This window comes from Methylobacterium sp. 13MFTsu3.1M2, assembly GCF_900112625.1.
GTDB lineage: Bacteria > Pseudomonadota > Alphaproteobacteria > Rhizobiales > Beijerinckiaceae > Methylobacterium.
Genome location: NZ_FOMM01000033.1, coordinates 29,215 through 46,932, shown reverse-complemented (window position 1 = coordinate 46,932; position 17,718 = coordinate 29,215). Strand labels below are relative to the sequence as shown.

At 73.2% G+C, this 17,718-nt stretch carries 17 protein-coding genes and 2 riboswitches; of the genes, 7 read left to right on the top strand and 10 right to left on the bottom strand.

Going from position 1 to position 17,718, the window contains the following annotated elements:
• Positions 1 to 62: 62 nt before the first annotated feature.
• Together BM314_RS26390 and BM314_RS26385 are read right to left on the bottom strand one after the other, a co-directional pair.
• Positions 63 to 293 (bottom strand): hypervirulence associated TUDOR domain-containing protein, encoded by a 231-nt coding sequence (locus tag BM314_RS26390; RefSeq protein WP_042673358.1) that lies wholly within the window; start codon positions 291 to 293, stop codon positions 63 to 65.
• 103 nt (positions 294 to 396) lie between these two features.
• Positions 397 to 660, bottom strand: coding sequence for a hypothetical protein (locus tag BM314_RS26385; RefSeq protein WP_020095533.1), 264 nt, complete (start codon positions 658 to 660; stop codon positions 397 to 399).
• Positions 661 to 867: 207 nt separating this feature from the next.
• Between BM314_RS26385 and BM314_RS26380 the strand changes: the two genes are divergently transcribed.
• From BM314_RS26380 to BM314_RS26370, 3 genes are all read left to right on the top strand, one after another.
• On the top strand, positions 868 to 2,124 hold the full coding sequence (locus BM314_RS26380) for a sensor histidine kinase (protein ID WP_026605307.1): 1,257 nt from the start codon (positions 868 to 870) through the stop codon (positions 2,122 to 2,124).
• A 97-nt stretch (positions 2,125 to 2,221) separates the two neighbouring features.
• Entirely contained in the window at positions 2,222 to 3,355 is a 1,134-nt protein-coding gene (locus tag BM314_RS26375; protein ID WP_091981311.1) for a hypothetical protein, read from the top strand.
• Between the two features lie 89 nt (positions 3,356 to 3,444).
• Complete coding sequence (locus tag BM314_RS26370; RefSeq protein WP_091981309.1) at positions 3,445 to 4,389, top strand: alpha/beta hydrolase; 945 nt, start codon at positions 3,445 to 3,447, stop codon at positions 4,387 to 4,389.
• A gap of 805 nt (positions 4,390 to 5,194) precedes the next feature.
• Here the strand turns inward: BM314_RS26370 and BM314_RS26365 are convergent.
• The 6 genes from BM314_RS26365 to BM314_RS26340 all read right to left on the bottom strand — a co-directional run bounded on the left by BM314_RS26365 (position 5,195) and on the right by BM314_RS26340 (position 12,551).
• Complete coding sequence (locus BM314_RS26365; RefSeq protein WP_091981307.1) at positions 5,195 to 6,919, bottom strand: DEAD/DEAH box helicase; 1,725 nt, start codon at positions 6,917 to 6,919, stop codon at positions 5,195 to 5,197.
• 9 nt (positions 6,920 to 6,928) lie between these two features.
• Positions 6,929 to 7,717, bottom strand: a complete 789-nt coding sequence (gene cobF / locus BM314_RS26360; protein WP_091981305.1) for a precorrin-6A synthase (deacetylating) — start codon at positions 7,715 to 7,717, stop codon at positions 6,929 to 6,931.
• Between the two features lie 43 nt (positions 7,718 to 7,760).
• Positions 7,761 to 8,699: an ornithine cyclodeaminase family protein gene (locus BM314_RS26355; protein WP_091981302.1), complete on the bottom strand. Its 939-nt coding sequence runs from the start codon at positions 8,697 to 8,699 to the stop codon at positions 7,761 to 7,763.
• A gap of 125 nt (positions 8,700 to 8,824) precedes the next feature.
• Positions 8,825 to 9,946: a DSD1 family PLP-dependent enzyme gene (locus BM314_RS26350; protein WP_091981300.1), complete on the bottom strand. Its 1,122-nt coding sequence runs from the start codon at positions 9,944 to 9,946 to the stop codon at positions 8,825 to 8,827.
• 48 nt (positions 9,947 to 9,994) lie between these two features.
• Positions 9,995 to 11,134, bottom strand: a complete 1,140-nt coding sequence (locus BM314_RS26345) for a pyridoxal-phosphate dependent enzyme (RefSeq protein ID WP_091677280.1) — start codon at positions 11,132 to 11,134, stop codon at positions 9,995 to 9,997.
• 154 nt (positions 11,135 to 11,288) lie between these two features.
• The gene (locus tag BM314_RS26340; RefSeq protein WP_042673311.1) at positions 11,289 to 12,551 is read right to left on the bottom strand and encodes a D-amino acid dehydrogenase; all 1,263 of its coding nucleotides are present in this window, start codon (positions 12,549 to 12,551) and stop codon (positions 11,289 to 11,291) included.
• Between the two features lie 65 nt (positions 12,552 to 12,616).
• Positions 12,617 to 12,726, bottom strand: a riboswitch (glycine riboswitch).
• Between the two features lie 3 nt (positions 12,727 to 12,729).
• A riboswitch (glycine riboswitch) is annotated at positions 12,730 to 12,832 on the bottom strand.
• A gap of 196 nt (positions 12,833 to 13,028) precedes the next feature.
• Here BM314_RS26340 and BM314_RS26335 point away from each other — a divergent pair.
• The 3 genes from BM314_RS26335 (at position 13,029) to BM314_RS26325 (ending at position 14,513) form a co-directional block, all read left to right on the top strand.
• Positions 13,029 to 13,364, top strand: a complete 336-nt coding sequence (locus BM314_RS26335; protein ID WP_091981297.1) for a hypothetical protein — start codon at positions 13,029 to 13,031, stop codon at positions 13,362 to 13,364.
• Positions 13,365 to 13,552: 188 nt separating this feature from the next.
• Positions 13,553 to 13,810, top strand: a complete 258-nt coding sequence (locus BM314_RS26330) for a hypothetical protein (RefSeq protein WP_026605306.1) — start codon at positions 13,553 to 13,555, stop codon at positions 13,808 to 13,810.
• Positions 13,811 to 13,907: 97 nt separating this feature from the next.
• A complete protein-coding gene (locus BM314_RS26325; RefSeq protein WP_091981296.1) occupies positions 13,908 to 14,513 on the top strand; it encodes a glutathione S-transferase in 606 nt (201 codons plus the stop codon).
• Positions 14,514 to 14,568: 55 nt separating this feature from the next.
• On the opposite strand, the gene BM314_RS26320 is transcribed toward BM314_RS26325, so the two are convergent.
• Positions 14,569 to 15,042, bottom strand: a complete 474-nt coding sequence (locus BM314_RS26320; RefSeq protein ID WP_042673314.1) for a DoxX family membrane protein — start codon at positions 15,040 to 15,042, stop codon at positions 14,569 to 14,571.
• Between the two features lie 470 nt (positions 15,043 to 15,512).
• Here BM314_RS26320 and BM314_RS26315 point away from each other — a divergent pair, with 470 nt between their 5' ends.
• The gene (locus BM314_RS26315; protein ID WP_091981293.1) at positions 15,513 to 16,310 is read left to right on the top strand and encodes a glycosyltransferase family 2 protein; all 798 of its coding nucleotides are present in this window, start codon (positions 15,513 to 15,515) and stop codon (positions 16,308 to 16,310) included.
• Positions 16,311 to 16,401: 91 nt separating this feature from the next.
• Here the strand turns inward: BM314_RS26315 and argE are convergent, their stop codons facing one another.
• Positions 16,402 to 17,634: an acetylornithine deacetylase gene (gene argE / locus BM314_RS26310; protein ID WP_056529961.1), complete on the bottom strand. Its 1,233-nt coding sequence runs from the start codon at positions 17,632 to 17,634 to the stop codon at positions 16,402 to 16,404.
• Between the last annotated feature and the right edge of the window lie 84 nt (positions 17,635 to 17,718).

Genomic DNA, 17,718 nt, shown 5'->3' with positions numbered 1-17,718 from the left:
TCCGGCGAGACCTTAAGCAGAAAGCGATGTGCGCAAGATCACGGCACGCGAAGGTTGCGCGCTTACGCCGACTTGACCCGGACCTCAGAGGCCGATTTCAGCACGGTCTTGCCCTTGGCGGTCTTGATCTCGAGGGCGGGCTCGGCCTTCGAGGCTTCGCGCTTCACCGTGTTGCCCTTGATGGTCTTCTCCACGTCCCGCGTGTGGACCTTGGTCACCTCACCCGAGACGGTGCCCTTGCCCCATTTGTAGGTGACGTCGTCCCCGGTCTTCACCTTCGCCTTGGCGGTCATGCGCGTCTCCATCGTGGATATGAGCGTGAATGAGGGCGTGGATGCGGGGAAAGGCGCCCGGCGGCGGGCGCGTTCCCGGGTTTCCACGGCCGGGATGCCGCACTCAGCGGCCGACCTCCCGGCGCAGGGCGGTGACCATCGTCTCGACCGCCGCCTGCGCGGTCTCGCCGAGGTCGATGGCGCTCTCGCCGGCGGTGACGAGGCCGCGCCCCTCCAGCTCCTTCACGCCCTCCGGGTCGGCCTCGTGGCCGGCGCCGTCACGGCGGATCACCGAGGTGACCGTCTCGCCGCTGACGAGCCGGTGATAGGCCGCGAAGGCGAGGATCGAGAGGGCCTTGTCGGAGAGTCCGTTCAGGTCGTCGGCCATGCGTGCGTTCCTCCGCGCGTTTCTCCACGCATTCGTCGAAGCGTGCTCGACGGACGAACGCCGTACGGGGCCGGGGGGTCCGGGCGGCCGCCGGGGTGCGACGACACGTGCGACGACACTCGCGGCGACGGGTGCGAGGACGGGTGCGCTCCTCCGGGCGACGACGCTTCGCGTCGGGGCCACCTTCCTGCTACCCTGCCGCCCTCCATGACTCCGCAGACCGACCAGACCGAAGTGGAACCGAGCCCCGAGCCGCGCCGCGCGCCCGCGCCGCCCGATCTCGACTATCGCCTGCGCCAGCAGGCGATCCTGTCGGAGTTCGGTGTCGAGGCCCTGCGCGGCACCGATGTCGATCACCTGCTGCAGCGGGCCGCGGAGCTGTGCGCGCAGGGCATGGGTGCCGAGTTCTGCAAGGCCCTGGAATATCGGCGCGGCGCCGACACCCTGCTGGTCCGGGCCGGTGTCGGCTGGGGGCCCGACGTGATCGGCAAGGCCCGGATCGGGGCCGATCTCGCCTCCCCGGCCGGATTCGCCCTCAAGACCGGCCGGCCTGTGATCTCCAACCACCTCGCGGACGAGACCCGGTTCCGCACGCCGCAGCTCATGGCCGAGCACGGCATCCGCCGGGCGATCAACGTGCTGATCGAGAACCGGGACGGCGCCTTCGGGGTGCTGGAGGTGGACGACACCCGCGAGGGCATGTTCGCGGAAGCCGACATCGCCTTCATGCAGGGCTTCGCCAACCTGCTCGGCGGCGCCATCGAGCGCCAGCGCACCGAGAGCCTGCTGCGGGCCGCCCTCGCCCGGCAGGACCTGCTCGCCCGCGAGATGAGCCACCGGGTCAAGAACAGCCTCGCCATCGTGGCGAGCCTCCTGGCCCTGCAGGCCCGGGCCGCCGAGGAACCCGCCGTTCAGGCGGCTCTGTCGGACGCGCGCAGCCGCGTCGAGGCGATCGCGGGCGTGCACGACCAGCTCTGGCGGCAAGGTGACAAGGTAGAGGGTGAAGGGGAGGGGGTGCCGGGCGAACTCGACCTCGCGCCCTTCCTGGAGAAGCTGGTGGCCAACCTCGCCAGCGGCGTGCCGGGTCAGCGGCTTACCTGCACGGCCTGCCCGCAGCGGATCTCGGCCGACCGGGCGATTCCCATCGGCCTCCTGGTCAACGAACTCGTCACCAACGCGCTGAAATACGCCTACCCGACCGAGACGCACCCGGCGGGCGGCGAGATCCGGGTCCGCGCCGAGCGGCGGCCGGAGGGGCTCGTGGTCGAGGTTGCCGACGACGGGATCGGCCTTCCGGCGGGGTTCGAGATCGGGCGCAGCTCGAAGAGCCTGGGCATGCGGGTGGTCGGCAGCCTCACGCGCCAGCTCGGCGGCAGCCTGACGATCCCGGCCCGAGAGAAGGGCGCCTGCTTCCGCCTGGAAGTGCCCCTGGAGGTAACCCCGGAGGCGCCCCCGGCCGGCTGAGCGTGGGGCGCGCCCCGACGACGGGGCGGGGACTGGACAATGGCCCTACCCCGCCGCGATCGAGGTGCGACGGGCGCGGCGAGACAGAGCGGATGCAGTGACCGAGAACAGGACGACGGCGGCGCTCCTCGCCGAACGGCTCCACGCCTTTCGGAGCCTCGGCGACAATTGCGAGTTCGGGTTCGTGCAGCGCTACGGCGGGGTCGAGCCTTCCGGCCTGCTGCGCTTCTCCTACACGCCCATGGAGGACCTGATCCGCGGCCTGCGCTGCGGCTTCGCGGATTTCGGCGTGCCGGGCGACCTGCGGCTCTCCGTGAGTTCCGGCGGCACCTATTACTGCCACAGCGTCGCCTACAACATCTGGGCGAATACCGGGCATCCGGCCGGCTCGATCGAGCCGGAGGTGCTGCTGGAGCGGGAGTACGGCCGGCTGGCCCATCTCAAGCGCAAGCTGCTGGACGAGCTCGCCGACGGGTCGAAGATCCTGGTGCGCAAGGTCGGCCGCGACGAGCCCGAGGCCGATTTCGCCCGCCTGGCCGAGGCGGTCCGTGCGCACGGGCCCGCGACGCTGCTCCGCGTGACCGAGGCCGGGCCGGACTGGGTTCCCGAGCCCGCCCGGCGCGTCGCCGACCGGCTGATCGAGGGACGGGTCCGCCGGTTCGCGCCGGTGGAGCAGGCGTGGGAGGTCGATCTCGAACCCTGGATGCACCTCGTGGACAGCGTCTACGCGCTGGAGCGCGGCGCGGCACCGACCCGCCTCGACGCCGCCGCCTTCCCGGAGGCGCTGGCGCTCCCGGGGCGCCTGCGCCGGCATGTCGGCCGGCACCGGGCGAGGGCTCTGAGCGCCTACACGCGGGCGGTGGATCCGGCCGGCTTCCGCGCCGACACGGTCCACGTGTTCTCGAGCTGGGTTTGGATTCCGGAGGATTTCGCCGGGGACCGGGTCTTCGCGGCGGCCGGCTACGCGCGGCTGGGCTGGCGGGACGCCGACCTGTCGCGGCGCCGGTGCTGGCAGCGCGTCTGGGCGGCGGGACGGCTGCGCCCCGACGCGACGCGGGAGCCCGTCGGGCTCGGCATGATCGGCACGCGGCGGGACGGGTTCTGGTCCGCCGGGGCCCGCTTCGCCGAGGGGCCGATCCCCGGCGATGAGCCGGCGCCGGACCTGCGGATGCCGCCGGTCCGGTTCCCGGGGCGGGATCTCCTCGGCCGGCTGCTGCCGCGGGTCCTGTAGTCCCGGACCGGCGCCCGACCGGGAACCGATCCGGCACGGCGGTCTTGCCTACCGGGCCGCACGGGACCGCGCCCGTCGCGAGGGGGCCCATGCCCGGTTTCGTGCCCGACCGCCGCTCTCTGCTCCTCACCCTGGCCGCGGGTTCGGCCGTCCTGTCCGCGCGGGGCGCCGACGCCGTCGGGGCGCCGGAGCGGATCCCGCTCTGGCCGGGCGAGCCGCCGGGCGGCGGCGGTCCGCAGGGTCCGCCGGTCCGCGACGACAGCGGCGCCGTGAAGAACGTCGCCGTGCCGATCCTGGAGGTGTACGCCCCGGAGACGCCGACCGGCGTGGCGGTCCTCGTCGCCGGCGGCGGCGGCTACGCCCGGATCGGGATGGTCAAGGAGGCGCTCCCCGCCGCGCTCTGGCTCGCCGCGCAAGGCATCACGGCCTTCGTGCTCACCTACCGCCTGCCGGGCGAGGGCTGGGCGGCGGGCCCCCTGGCGCCGCTCCAGGACGGGCAGCGGGCCCTGCGCCTGATCCGCGCCGCGGCCACGCGCTTCCGGATCGACCCGGCCCGCGTCGGCGTGCTCGGCTTCTCCGCCGGCGGGCACCTCGGCGGCCTCATCGCCGCGCGCTCCGCGTTCCGGGCCTACGACCCCGTCGACGCGGCCGACGACCTGTCGGCGCGGCCCGACTTCGCGACGCTGATCTACCCCGTGGTGAGCCTGGAGCCGCCCTACGACCGCACGACCACCCGGCGGTCCCTCGTCGGCGAGACCCCGAGCCCGGCGGCGAGCCGGGACTGGTCGCTCCAGACCCATATCCGGTCCGGTTGCCCGACACTGTTCCTCGTGCAGGCGGACGACGACGCGGTCATCAGCCCGGAGCACAGCCGCATCCTGGACGCGGCCTGCCGCACAGCGGGCGTGCCGGTCGAGTACCACCGCTTCGCGGTCGGCGGCCACGGTTTCGGGATCGGCCGGTCGGAGGCGCCGGTCGCCCTCTGGCCGCGGCTCTGCCGGCTCTGGCTGACCAGCGTGTCGGTGATGCGCTGACGCGGTGCGTGCACCGCCGGCCTGGATGGCCCCGCCGGGTTGGCCATCCGGCTCGGGAGCCGTCAGACAGGCAGGTCCGACAGGCAGGGCAGGGGACCGGTGAGCCCGGCCGGACGCGCAGGTGCCCTCGCCCGCGCGGACAGGACCGCGCCGGGCGCGTCGGAGATCGCCGCCGCCGGGTGCGCGGGCGGCCACGCCCGAAGAGCCGGGCAGCCACCGCGCGCGACACTGAGCTAGCCGGAGCGCTGCGGCAGCGCTCGGCCGTGCGTCGTTCCAGTCCGTCCGCCGCGGGGAGGGGCCTCCGGCCCCTGACCCGACCGCCCTGCCCGGGAGCGTCGGACTTCGGCGCCCGTCGGCCCCTTCGTCCCCGCGCCCGCCGTGGCGATCACGCCGCGTCGCGCGCGACGACGGGCGCGTCGCGGCCCGGGTCGGAGCCGAACATGCCCGGCGGCGGCGCGCGGCCTTTCAACCCTGCGGCCTCGACCTGACGTCCGATCAGCAGCCCTGATCCAACCGCGCGGCCTCCAGGTCGAGGCGCCCAGCACCCGACAACCCAGCCCCCGAGAGCCGCTCCCTTGTTCGCATAAGATATATTATGGAATTCAGCGAGCAAATCGGGCTGGGTGAGGGGTGGTCCGCCGGCTGAGCCGCTGTGAGTGGCCGGCTGCGAGCCCGGATGGGAGCTCGTCTCCGGCCGCCTCCGGATCCGGGCGGTGCGGCCCGGCGTCGAGGCCCGCTCGGCTCGGCGGCATCCGGATCGGGCGAGGGCGGTCCGAGCCCCCTCCCCGCCGCGACTCGCGCCGCCTCACGCGGCGCGCCCGCCCAGGCGGCGCACGTCGCCGAGGATCCGGCCATCCCGGGTCCGACAGTCGATATGCTCCGACAGCCGGCCCGGCCGGATCCGGATCGAGGCCGGCCGGGCCAGGAGCGCGGCGCGCTCCAGGAATTCCGCGGCGCTCATCGGCGCGTCCCGGCCGCCGCCGAGGCCGCGCCACCAGGACACCGCCTTCTCCCGCTCGTAGCCGCTGCGTTCGGGCCGCAGGCGGACGCGCCACGCCGCCTCGGCGGGGCCGTCCCGCCAGCCGAGGACGAGGTCGAGCCCGTCGGGTGCGGCCTCGAGCTTCAGGGCCGTGACCGGATGCCAGGCGGCCTCCTGCCGAGCAGCCTCCTGCCCGCCAGCCTCCGCCACCGGGGCAGGGCCCGCCGGCTCGGGACCGGGCAGCCCGGGATCCGCCGAGAGGATCGCCAGCTCGTCGTCGGCGGCGGCCTCGTGCGGGGCCTCGGCGTCCGGGTCCGCCTCCGGCTCGGTCCAGCACGCCTCGCAGGTGGAGGCGTTCAGCGCGATCAGGGCGCCGCAGCCGGGGCAGGGCTTGGCGCGCGGGGCCCCTGCCCCGCCCAGTCCCTGGGTGGCGCTCCGGACCGTCACGGCGTCCACGGGCCCGTGCATCCGCACCAGACCGGCGTAATCGAGGATCAGCGCGTCGGCCTTGCCGGGCGCGCAGCGCAGCGCCCGGCCGACCTGCTGCACGTAGAGGCCGGTGCTGCGGGTCGGGCGCAGCAGCGCCACGAGATCGACCTCGGGCACGTTGAAACCGGTCCCGAGCACGCCCACCGAGGTCAGGCAGCGGATTTTTCCCGCCCGGAACGCCGCCACGATCCGGTCGCGCTCCCGGCGGGGTGTCTCGCCCGAGACGCTCTCGCAGGAATACCCCTCCGCCCGCACCGCGTCGCGCACGGCGTCCGCGTGGGCGAGGCCGGCGCAGAAGGCGAGCCAGGCCCGGCGGGCACGCCCGTACTCCGCGAGCTCCGCGACCGCCGCCCGGGTGATCCAGTCGCGGTTGACCGCCGCCTCCAGCTCGCCCGGGATGTAGTCGCCCCCGCGCCGGCCGACCCCCGAGACGTCGAGCTGGGTGAGGGTCGCCTTGGAGACGAGGGGCGCCAGGAAGCCGCGCCGGATCAGCGTGAACGTGTCGGCCTCGTAGGCGATGCCGGAGAACAGCCGGTGCTCGCCTTCGTCGAGCCGGCCCGAATCGAGCCGGTAGGGCGTGGCCGTGAAGCCCGCCACCCGCAGCCCGGGAGTCCGCGCGCGCAGGCCCGCCAGGAAGCGGCCGTAGCGGGTGTCGGCGGCGCGGGGGATCAGGTGGGCCTCGTCGACGATCACGAGGTCGCGCGGGCCCACCGTGTCGAGCCGGTCGGCCACCGACTGGATGCCGCAGACCAGCACCTGCGCCCCGGCCTCCCGCCGCCGGAGCCCGGCCGAGAAGATCCCGGCCGGCGCCGCCGGCCAGGATCGGGTCAGCTCGGAGAAATTCTGGGCGACCAGCTCGCGGCTGTGAGTGACGATCGCCACCCGGGCGAGGGGGTTCTCCTCCAGGGTCTCCCGGGCCAGCGCCGCGATCACGAGCGCCTTGCCCGCCCCGGTGGGCAGCACGATCAGGTGGCCGGGCGCCGCGTCGTCCGCCCCTCCCCGCGCCCAGGCGGCCGAGAGCGCGTCGAGGCTGGCGCGCTGGTAGTCCCGCAGGCGCAGCATGGCGGCGGTCTAGCCGGCCGCGCCGGCCCTGTCCGTGGCGGCGCGGTCACGGCGCAGCAGGTAGATGTCCATGATCCAGCCGTGCCGGGCCCGGGCCTCGGCGCGGACCCGGCGGATCTCCTCGCCCGCGTCGCCCAGCCGGCCCGAGACCAGGATCTCGTCCGGGCTGCCGAGATAGGCGCCCCAGTGGATCGTCAGGTCCGGGTCGAGATGCGCGAAGGCCGGGTCGCCGTCGAGCATCACCACGACGCTCTCCGCCTCCGCCGGCCACCCCGCGGCGAGGCGCCGGCCGGTGGTGATCAGCACCGACCCGCCGATGCCGTTCAGCGGGACGCCGTGGCGGGCGGCGAGGACCTGCACGCTGGACAGCCCGGGCACGACGAGGCGCCGGAACGGCACGCGCCCGCGGGCCAGGATGTGGTCGAGGATGCGCAGGACGCTGTCGTAGAGGGCCGGGTCCCCCCAGGCCAGGATCGCCCCCACCTCCCCGGCCCCGAGATGGGCCGCGAAGGCCGCCTCCAGCCGCTCGGCCCGGGCCGCGTGCCAGGCCTCGACGGTGCGCCCGTAATCGGCCGGGCGGCGCTCCCGGGGTGGGTCCTCGACGGTGACGAACCGGTGTGGCTTGGCGATATGGGTCGCGCAGATCCGGCGGCGGATCTCGACGAGGTCGGCGGTCTCGGCGCGCTTGTCGAGGAGGAACACCGCGTCGACGTCGGCGAGCGCCCGCACCGCCTGGAGGGTCAGGTGCTCGGGATCGCCCGTGCCGATGCCGATGACCCGGATCTGCCTGTCCTGCATGCCGTCCTCCGCCGGGGCGAGGAGGGCCGGCGCCGGCCTCCCCCTACAGGCGCGCGTCGGCTTTGGCGAGGATCGCCCGGGCGATGGTCAGGTCCTGCAGGGCGATGCCGGAGGAATCGAACACGGTGATCGCCTCCGGATCCGTCCGGCCCCCCTCCCCGCTCCGGAGCACGTCGCCGAGCGCCCGCATTCCGGCCTGGGCGTCCGCGGAGGCGTGCTGGAACTCGCCGATGGTGCGCGACTGCTCCGGCAGGTCGCAGAACAGGGCCGCGCGCTCCAGCAGGGCGGGGGGCAGCTCCTGCTTGCCCTTGGCGTCCGCCCCCATGGCGGCGACGTGCGTGCCTGGGCGGACCCAGTCGGCCTCGAACAGCGGCGCGCGGGCCGGCGTCGCCGTGACGATCACGTCGGCCGCCGCGCAGGCCTCCCGGGGCGCGGCCGCCCGCACGTCGAGCCCGGACGCCCCCTGCCCCGCCAGGCGCTCGGCAAAGCCCGCGACCTTGGCGGCGTCCCGGGCGACGACCAGCACCGTCCGGATCGGCACGACCCGGGCGAGCGCCGCGCACTCGAACTCGGCTTGGTTGCCGGCCCCGAACACCGCCAGCACCGCCGAGTCCGGCCGCGCCAGGACGCTCGCCGCCACCGCGTCGGCGGCGGCGGTCCGGTAGGCGTTCACCCGCCCGGCCTCGATCACCGTGTCGACCCGGCCGACGGCCTGGTCGAACAGCAGGATCACCGAATTGTGCCGCGGCAGGCCCCGGTCCGGGTTGCCGGGCCAGAACGAGCCGACCTTCAGGCCGGCATAGTCCGCCGTGGAGCCCGACTTGATCGAGAACCGGTTGGCCGGCTCCGAGCCGTGGCCGAGCACCGCCGGGAACAGGGTCGTCCCTGGCGCCACCGCGGCGATCAGCGCCGCGCGGGCCGCGTCGAACGCCATGGCGTGATCGACCAGGGCGGCGGAGTCCTCCTCGGAGATGAAGCGCATGGATTCAGGGACCTCCCGAGTCATGGTGTCGAAAGGTCGAGACCTTTCGCGGGTATCGGGCGGAGCCCGATGTCGGGGCGCCGCCCCGACGCCCCGCCGAAGGGCCTCGGCCCTTCGGAATCCCGTTACAACGTCATGCCGCGGGCGGTGACCGGCCAGATCGCCTCGACGCGGCCGTTCCGCACGCCGACATACCAGTCGTAGACGTTGACCGTCGGGTCGCAATGGCCGGGGATCAACTTCAGGCGCTCGTTCAGCTTCAGCACGTTGCCGGGATCGCTGATCACCCCGTGCTCGTCCGAGCACTTGACGTACTCGACGTCGTCCCGGCCGAAGACCACCGGCAGCCCGCTGTCGATGCTCTGCGCCTTCAGGCCGGCATCGCAGATCGCGACGTCCGCCTTCGCCTTGCTCATGATCGCCGTGTAGATGAACAGGCTGTTCTCGAACTCCGCGATCGGTCGCCCGTCCGCGTCCTTCACCCGCTGGTAGTCGGCGTCCATGAAGACGTAGGAACCGCATTGCAGCTCGTTGTAGACGCCGCTGCCGCCCTCCATGGCGAAGCTGCCGGTGCCGGCCCCCGCCACGATGGCGCAGTCGAGCCCTTCGGCCTTGAGCAGGTCGACGGTGCGCTTCGTCTCGTCGATCGCCGTCTGGATCAGGGCCTTCCGCTCGCCGAAATCGCGCACGTGCTGGGCCTTGCCCTGGTAGGCCTGCAGGCCCGCGAAGCGCAGGCCCGGCGCCGCCGCGATCTTCTTCGCGATCGCCACGGCGGGCTCGCCCGGCGCGACGCCGCAGCGGCCGGCGCCGACGTCGATCTCCACGAGGCACTCGAGGGTGACGCCGTACCGGACCGCCGCCGCCGAGAGGTCGTCGACATTGCCGAGGTCGTCGACGCAGACCAGCACCCGCGCGCGGGTGGCGAGCGCCGCGAGGCGCTCGATCTTCTTCGGCGCCACCACCTGGTTGGAGACCAGCACGTCGCGGATGCCGGCGCTCACCAGCGCCTCGGCCTCGCTGACCTTCTGGCAGCAGACGCCGCAGGCCCCGCCCCGCTCGATCTGCAGGACCGTGATGTCGGACGACTTGTGGGTCTTGGCATGCGCCCGGTGGCGCAGGCCGTGCGCCTTCATGAAGCGGCCGAGCGTGTCGACGTTGCGCTCGAGGGCGTCGAGGTCGACCAGCAGGCAGGGGGTGTCCACCTCCTCGACCGGCATCCCGACGGTGGCGGGAATATTGTTGCGCATGGTGTGTCCTCCTGAACGCGTGCGGATCTCGTGGCGGGGGGAGCCGGGTTACGGGGCGAGGCCCAGAAGCTCGGCGATGCGCGGCGTCGCCTTGATGCCGGTGCCGGTGAGCACCACCACGGTGGTCTCCCCGGGCCGGATCGCGCCGCGCGCGGTGAGGTCGGTGAGCGCCGCCGCCGCCATGGCGCAGGTCGGCTCGACGTAGAGGCCCGAGCGGGCGAGCTCCATCAGGGCGGCCTCGATGGCCTCCTCGGAGACCGCCACGGTGCCGCCGCCGGACCGGCGGAGCGCCGCCAGCACCTCCCGGCCGCGGACCGGCTGGGCGATCGAGGCGCCCTCGGCCAGCGTCGGGCGCGGGGTGACCGGCACGAAATCCGCGGCGCCGGCCTCGAAACCCGCGTGCAGGGGGGCGCAATGGGCCGGCTGGACCGCGTAGAGCCGCGGCAGGCGGGCGATCGCCCCCCGGCGCAGCAGCTCCGAGAAGCCGATATCGCAGCCGAGGATGTTGCTGCCGGCCCCGCACGGGATGATCACGGCGTCGGGCGCGGTGAAGCCCAGATCCTCCCACAGCTCGTAGGCCAGCGTCTTGGTGCCCTGGAGGAAATGGGCCTGCCAGTTGTGGCTGGCGTAGAAGATCGACTCCGCTTGGGCGACGGCCGCGTCGGCGGTGTCCTGGCGGGTGCCGGGCACCAGCTCGACCTCGGCGCCGGCGGCCCGCATCTGGACGGTCTTGGCCGGCGAGGTCGAGGCCGGGACCAGGATCTTGGCCCGCATCCCGGCGGCCGCCGCGTAGGTCGCCACCGCGGCGCCGCCGTTCCCGGAGGAATCCTCCAGCACCGCGTCGATCCCCTGCTGGCGCAGGATCGACAGCATCACGGCGGCGCCCCGGTCCTTGAAGCTGCCGGAGGGCGCGAACCACTCGAGCTTGAAATGGGCGTGGCCGCCCCGCCAGGGCCGGCGCACCAGCGGGGTGCAGCCCTCGCCCAGCGTGACCGGGTCGGCCACTGCCACCGGCAGGGCGGCGGCGTAGCGCCAGAGGGAGCGCCGGCCCGTGTCGATCTCCGCCCGCCCGATTCCCGGCAGGTCGGTGATCATCAGCGGACCGCCCGTCTCGGAGCGCCAGCGCGGCGTCTCGATCGGGTAGGTCGCCCCGGTCGCGGGGTCGAGATAGGCGGGAGACGAGGGCATCGCGGCTCGGGTTCCGGGGTGGTTCGGAAAGAGAATACAAAATAATCTTCGACGGCGCGCCCCCTGTTCGAGGATGGGACGGCGCGCCGCGCTGCGCGTCAGGGCTCCGCCCTGACAACCTGCCGAAGGGCCTCGGGCCCTTCGGAGACCCGGGTCAGGCCGCGAGCGGCAGGATCGTCGGCTCTGGGGCGTGCTCGGCGGCGACCGCCCCGGCGACGAGCTCGGCGGTGGCGCCCGAGAGGGTCCATCCGAGATGGCCGTGCCCGGTGTTGTAGAAGATTCCGGGCAGTCGGCCGCGGCCGACCTTGGGCAGCATGGTCGGCAGCATCGGTCGCAGCCCGCTCCAGGCCACCACCCGGTCGGTGTCGACGCGCGGGAACTGCTCGCGGGTCCAGTCGACCAGCGGCTCGATCCGGTCGTGGCGGATGTCGCGGTTGAAGCCGTTGAACTCGGCGGTGCCGGCGACCCGCAGGCGCTCGTCGCCGAGGCGGCTGGTGACGATCTTGGCCGCCTCGTCGAGGATGCTCACCTCCGGGGCCGCCGCCTGCGCTTCCGGGGTCAGCAGGTTCACGGTGATCGAGTAGCCCTTCACCGGGTAGACGTTGACCCGGTCGCCCAGCATCGCCGCGAAGTGCCGGCTGGCGCAGCCCGCGCAGACCACCACCGCGTCGGCCCGCAGGACCCGCGCGTCGCCGGCCGGCCGGCCCGCTTCGCGCCAGCCGACGGCGTAGCCCCCCTCCCCGGGCGCGATCGTCTCGACGCTGGCGTCCTGGACGAAGCGGACGCCCTTGCGCGCGCAGGCGGCCGCGAGGCCGCGGGTGAATTTGTGGATGTCGCCGGTGGCGTCCGAGGGCGTGAAGAAGCCGCCGTGGTAGCGCCCGGCCAGCGTCGGCTCGATCGCCCGGATCTCCTCGGGGGTCACGGCGTAGCGCTCCAGGCCGCCCTCCCGCAGCAGGGCGTTGACGGCGGTCGCCTTCTCGAAGCTCGCCCGGTCCCGGTAGAAGTGCAGGATGCCGCGGGTCTTCAGGTCGAAGTCGATCCCCTCGGCCTCGGCCATGGCGAACAGGGCCTCCCGGGCCTTCAGCGCCAGCCGCACCGTCTCCACGGTGTTCTCCCGGTAATGGGCGATCTCGCGGACGAACTCGGCCATCCACGACAGCTTGTGCCAGGAGGGCTTGGGATTCATCAGCAGCGGCGCGTCCCGGCGCAGCATCCAGCGCAGGCCCTGCATCACCGTGGAGAGCTTGTTCCAGACCTCGGCGTTGCAGGCCGAGAGCTGGCCGCCATTGGCGAAGGAGGTCTCCATGGCGGCGTAGCGCTGCCGGTCGAGGACGGTGACGCGGTAGCCGCGCTGGGCGAGCGCGTAGGCGGTCGTCACGCCGGTGATGCCGGCGCCGATCACGGCGATGTGGGTCATGAGCTTGGACTCCGGGACTGGACGCGTGGAGGCCGCCCTCGAGCGGTCGGCCGGTTGCGCGCCCCATCTGTCCCGGTGCCTGAGAGCTTGATCCGACCCGCCCTGGCGAGGCGCGGCACGGACGTCCCCTTCGGCGGGTGCCCACGGTTTCAGCCCGCTGCACCACTCTCCAGATCGCCCTGACGACACGGTTCCGGTGCCTGAGAGTTTCCGGGGCGGTTGCTCCGTCGGCGCCGGGTCCCCTCTGCTGGGAAGATCCCGGTCTCTCCCGCATCGTCACGATGGGCTGTCCCTGAATACGCCGACCGGCCGCGGGGGAGAAGCCCGTCCGTCCCGCCGGCGGCCGATTCCGCCGACAGCCGGTGCGCGTTGTCACCGCCGGAGCGCTGCCGGAACGCTGCCGGATCATCGCGGGGAGCGATCCCCGCCGCCGGCGGTTGACCCGGGGGTTTGACGGGGACTTCCGGGGGACGGCCGATGCTGACCAGGACCGCGATCTACGAGGGCACGGTGCGCGACGGGCGGGACGAGGAGTTCTTCCGCCGGGTCCGGGACGAGCTGGAGCCGTTCTGGCGGCGGTTCCCGGGCGTCACCGCCGTGCGGGTCCAGCGCCTCGTCTCCAAGGACGACGACGCGCGGCCGATCGCCATGATCCTGGAGATGGACTTCCCCGACCAGGCGGCCCTGGACGCCTGCCTCGCCTCGTCGATCCGCCCGGAATCGCACGCCGCCACCGAGGCGGTGATGCAGATGTTCGACGGCCGCTTCTACCATCTGGTCAGCGCCGGACGGACCTTGTCGCTGGTGGATTGAGATCAGGTCCCGGGACGCCGATGACCGACCATATTCACCGCCGTATTTACCGTACATAAACCGAGACTGACAGATTCATATCTTCTAGAGACAAAACTATTCGCCTACACACCAGTCGAACCAACCCTCTTAAGGGTCTCGGTGCAGCTTGTGCCCGAGCGACACCCTTGTTTCAGGCGGACGGCGCGATGGCGAAGTGGATACCTGGCGCGGCCGTCTTCGGTCTCCTGTGCCTGATGATCATCCCGGCCCCCGGGATCTGGGGCGTCCTGATCGGGGCCGCCTGCGTGCTCGCCATCGTCGGCAGCCTGTGCATGCTCGTCCTCGATCGGGTGGCGAGCGCCATCCTCGTCTGGCGCCAGCGGGTGCGGGTGCGACGCCCGAGCTCGGGCCGGAGCCGCAGCCGGGTGGTCCATGCCGGCTCCAGGGTGACCCGGAAGGTCTGAGCCTCCGGCGGGGCGCCGGGGACTGGATTCCCCGCGGTATCGGTGCAAGGTCCCGACGCCGCGATCACGGCGCCTGAGACCAAACCGGGACGGTCCGATGAAGCTCCTCTACTCCCCCGCCTCTCCCTACGCCCGCAAGGTGCTGGTCCTCGCCCACGAGACGGGACTGATCGACCGGATCGCCGTCACCGTCGCGGGGGCCTCGCCGACCGGCCCCTCCGCGGAGGTCGCCGCCCACAATCCGCTGGGCAAGATCCCCGCCCTGGTGCTGGAGGACGGCACAGCCCTCTACGACAGCCGGGTGATCTGCGAGTATCTCGACAACCTCTCCGCCGGCCCGCGCCTGTTCCCCGAGGGCGCCGCCCGCTGGGACGCGCTGACCCGGCAGGCGCTCGCCGACGGCCTGCTCGATGCGGCGCTGCTCACCCGCTACGAGCGGGTGCTGCGTCCCGAGCCCCACCGCTGGGACGCCTGGGAGGCCGGTCAGGTCGGCAAGATCCGCGCGGCGCTGGACCGGTTCGAGAGCCTGGTCGGCGGGATGCCGGCGCTGGATATCGGCACGGTCGCGCTGGGCTGCGCGCTCGGCTACCTGGACCTGCGCTTCCCCGATCTCGCGTGGCGGGAGGGCCGCCCGGCGGTCGCCGCCTGGTACGCGGAGTTCGAGCGCCGCCCGTCCATGGAAGCCACCGTGCCGAAGGGCTGAGGGGCTCTGAGGGGCTGAGGGCCCCGCCGCGCCAAGCCCCGCAGACCGCGCCCCGCTACGGCCGGGCCCGGTCGGCGATCGCGTAGGGATGGGTCGATCCGAGCGGATCGGCGAGGAAGTCCTGGACCGTCCCGGCGCCGGTGCCGAAGGTGATGAGCAGGAAGCCGCCCGCCAGCGCGAAGTTCTTCAGGAAGTCCCAGAACAGCTCGCGGCCCCTGCCCCCGGCCCAGAAATCCCCCGGCACCCAGAACTGCTTCCACAGCAGCGCCGTCACCCCGCAATAGCCGGCGAGCACGAAGGCGGCGGCCCGGTCGGCGGTCCCGGTCAGGATGCACAGCGACATCCCGATCTCGACGCAGAGCCCGATCAGGATCAGCGCCGCCGCGGGCGCGGTGGCGTGCACGGCCTGCCGCGCCTGCCCGACCGCGCCCCTGAAGTTCAGGATCTTGTCGAGGGCGCTGAACGGCAGGAACAGCAGCACGAGGAGCAGGCGGACGCCGAACGCGATCGCGACGCTGAGGCTGGCCATGCTCTGAAGGGTCTCCCTCAACCCGGCCCGGTGCGGACCGCTGATCCAAGGCGGTGATCCAAGGCGCTGATCCAAGCCGCGAGCGGCGCGAAGGTTTCCTCGGCGACGGGCCGGTGCCGGCCGGGAGGGGCTCCGCCGCCCGGCATGCCGCGCTTCTTCGAGCGAGGGTGGCATCGCGGCAACAATGATTCAAGCCGTTTCGCGAAAATAATGGAACACCGGAAATTTTCAGAATTTCGGATCGATTCTCGCCCGACCGATCGATCTCGATGTATACAGTAGCTCAGAATCTTTTCGACTATTATTGAACTCAACCCGAACCGATCGCCCGAGACTTGACAGGCACGGTCCCGTCTCGGCTCCAGTTCTGCAAGTCTCTCTCGGTCGACGCGCGGTGATCACGCGTGACGGCGCGCAGATCGGGGGAACCGGACCGCAAACCGTATCCGCAGAACCGGCGAGCCTTGACCATGCGAATCGCGATCATCACGCCGTCGCGGCTCAAACCCTCGACCCTGGCCGGAGAGGCCGGCCCGTACTTCCTGGAGCACGCGATCGCGAGCGCCAACGCCCAGGAGCTCGACCGGCCGGCGACGATCCACTTCTTCGTCGGGACCGATCCCGGGACCGAGATCCCGGCACGGCTCGCCGCGCACCCGCAGGTCACCTTCGCGCGCGGCGCGCGCAAGGGCCAGATCCCCGCGCTGAACGCCGCCATCGCCGCCGTCGACGACAGCTGGGACCTCGTCGGCCTCCTCGAGGACGACGATCGCTGGCTGCCGCCCTATCTGGGCGTCGCCGTCCGCGCCCTGGACCGCTTCGATTTCGTCTCCTCGACGCAGCTCGAGACCGACGAGGCCGGCGAGGTGGTGCGGATCAACGACTTCGCGACGCCGTCGGGCTGGCTGATGCGGCGGACGACCTTCGCGCAGGTCGGCGCGATCAGCCCGGCCGCGAAGTGGCACTACGACAACGAGTGGCTCGGCCGCCTCGCCGAGACCGGCCTGCGCCGCGCCCACCTCGTCGAGGCGACGGCGCCCGTCACGCTGCAGCACGCTTCCCTGGTCCGCCCGTGGCTCGCCAACGTCCTCCAGCTCGGCGGCCCCAACGTGCAGCTCGCGCGCCACGGCTTCGTCCTGCCGCTGGTGTGCCGCCTCGTGCATCCGGGCTCCGGAAGCTCGGATGTCGGCCAGGGCGGGACGTCGAGGGCCGAGAGCGAGGCCGAGTACCGGCGGCTGGTCGACCGCTTCGGCCGCATCCCCTGGTGAGATCGCCCTGGTGAGATCGCCCTAGTGAGATCGCGCCGCGCGGCGGAGGCTCCGCGGACCGGCGGCGCGCCCGACCGGCGCGGAGGCCGGTTCAGCCCGGGAGCGCACCCTGGGACGCCGCCGCGGAGCCGGTCACGCAGGCGCCGATCAGCCGCCGCACGAAGCCCGCGCAGGCCGCGAGTTCGTCCCGGGTGACGTACTCGTCCGCCCGGTGGGCGCGCGCGATCGAGCCCGGCCCGATCACCACGGCCGGCACGCCGCCGAGCCGCTCGAACAGCCCGCCCTCCGTGCCGTACGAGACCTTGGCGTGGCCGTTGCGGCCCGCGAGGCGCTTGGCCAGGGTCACGATCGCCGCCTCCGGATCGGTGTCGAGGCCCGGATAATCGATCAGCGGCTCGACCGCGACGCCGCAGGCCGGATCGCCGGCCCGCATCAGCGGCGCCAGCGTCCCGGTGGCGTAGGCGATCGCGGACGCTGCCAGCGCGGCGGCATCGTCCGCGCCGATCGCCCGGTACTCGAACTCGACGCTGCAGCTGTCGGGCACGATGTTGAGCGCCGATCCGCCCCGGACCACGCTCGACAGGCCGGTGGTGTGGGGCACGTCGTAGAGCGCGTCGCGGGCGCCGTCCCGGGCGATGGCCTCCGCCGACAGGCGGACATGCTCGATGAAGCGGGCGGCGTACTCGACCGCGTTGACCCCCTGGGGCGCCAGGGCCGAGTGGCTGGCCTTGCCGCGGAAGGTGAGGCGGGCGGCCGATTTGCCCTTGTGGCCGACCACCACGTCCATTCCGGTCGGCTCGCCCACGAAGCAGCCGAGCGGCCGCGGCACGCGCTCGAGCATCCGGGCGATCAGCGGGCGCACGCCGAGGCACCCGATCTCCTCGTCGTACGAGATCGCGATGTGGATCGGGGTGGCGAGTTCCGCCGCGACCATCTCGGGCAGGAGCGCGAGGCAGACCGCGAGGAACCCCTTCATGTCGGAGGTGCCGCGCCCGTAGAGCCGCCCGCCCTCCTCCCGCAGGACGAACGGGTCCGACGACCAGGGCTGGCCGTCGGTCGGCACCACGTCGCTGTGGCCGGAGAGCACGTAGCCGGGGCGCGTCTCGTACGGCCCGACGCTGACCAGCAGCGCCGCCTTCCGGCCCGTCGGATCCGGCACCCGCTCCACCGCGGCGCCGAGGTCGCGGCAATAGGCCTCCGCCCAGTCGATCAGAGGCAGGTTCGAGCGGGCGCTCACCGTGTCGAAGGCGACGAGCGCGGCGAGCAGCGCCGCCGGATCGGGCGTGCCGGGGCGCGGCGTGGCGGTCTGTGCGGACTCTGTCATGGATCCCATGTCGTGGGGAGGCCGTGGGGAGGTCTTGGCTGGGTCTTGGCCAGGTCTTGGCCGGGCCGCGGCCGGCACACCGCC

Bases quoted from the DNA above. Each gene is read 5' to 3' on its own strand.
- BM314_RS26345 (WP_091677280.1), bottom strand. From the start codon at position 11,134: ATGCCCTCGTCTCCCGCCTATCTCGACCCCGCGACCGGGGCGACCTAC.
- BM314_RS26340 (WP_042673311.1), bottom strand. From the start codon at position 12,551: ATGACCCACATCGCCGTGATCGGCGCCGGCATCACCGGCGTGACGACC.
- BM314_RS26350 (WP_091981300.1), bottom strand. From the start codon at position 9,946: ATGCGCAACAATATTCCCGCCACCGTCGGGATGCCGGTCGAGGAGGTG.
- BM314_RS26335 (WP_091981297.1), top strand. From the start codon at position 13,029: ATGCTGACCAGGACCGCGATCTACGAGGGCACGGTGCGCGACGGGCGG.
- BM314_RS26325 (WP_091981296.1), top strand. From the start codon at position 13,908: ATGAAGCTCCTCTACTCCCCCGCCTCTCCCTACGCCCGCAAGGTGCTG.
- cobF (WP_091981305.1), bottom strand. From the start codon at position 7,717: ATGCAGGACAGGCAGATCCGGGTCATCGGCATCGGCACGGGCGATCCC.
- BM314_RS26330 (WP_026605306.1), top strand. From the start codon at position 13,553: ATGGCGAAGTGGATACCTGGCGCGGCCGTCTTCGGTCTCCTGTGCCTG.
- argE (WP_056529961.1), bottom strand. From the start codon at position 17,634: ATGACAGAGTCCGCACAGACCGCCACGCCGCGCCCCGGCACGCCCGAT.
- BM314_RS26380 (WP_026605307.1), top strand. From the start codon at position 868: ATGACTCCGCAGACCGACCAGACCGAAGTGGAACCGAGCCCCGAGCCG.
- BM314_RS26390 (WP_042673358.1), bottom strand. From the start codon at position 293: ATGACCGCCAAGGCGAAGGTGAAGACCGGGGACGACGTCACCTACAAA.
- BM314_RS26365 (WP_091981307.1), bottom strand. From the start codon at position 6,919: ATGCTGCGCCTGCGGGACTACCAGCGCGCCAGCCTCGACGCGCTCTCG.
- BM314_RS26370 (WP_091981309.1), top strand. From the start codon at position 3,445: ATGCCCGGTTTCGTGCCCGACCGCCGCTCTCTGCTCCTCACCCTGGCC.
- BM314_RS26355 (WP_091981302.1), bottom strand. From the start codon at position 8,699: ATGCGCTTCATCTCCGAGGAGGACTCCGCCGCCCTGGTCGATCACGCC.
- BM314_RS26320 (WP_042673314.1), bottom strand. From the start codon at position 15,042: ATGGCCAGCCTCAGCGTCGCGATCGCGTTCGGCGTCCGCCTGCTCCTC.
- BM314_RS26385 (WP_020095533.1), bottom strand. From the start codon at position 660: ATGGCCGACGACCTGAACGGACTCTCCGACAAGGCCCTCTCGATCCTC.
- BM314_RS26315 (WP_091981293.1), top strand. From the start codon at position 15,513: ATGCGAATCGCGATCATCACGCCGTCGCGGCTCAAACCCTCGACCCTG.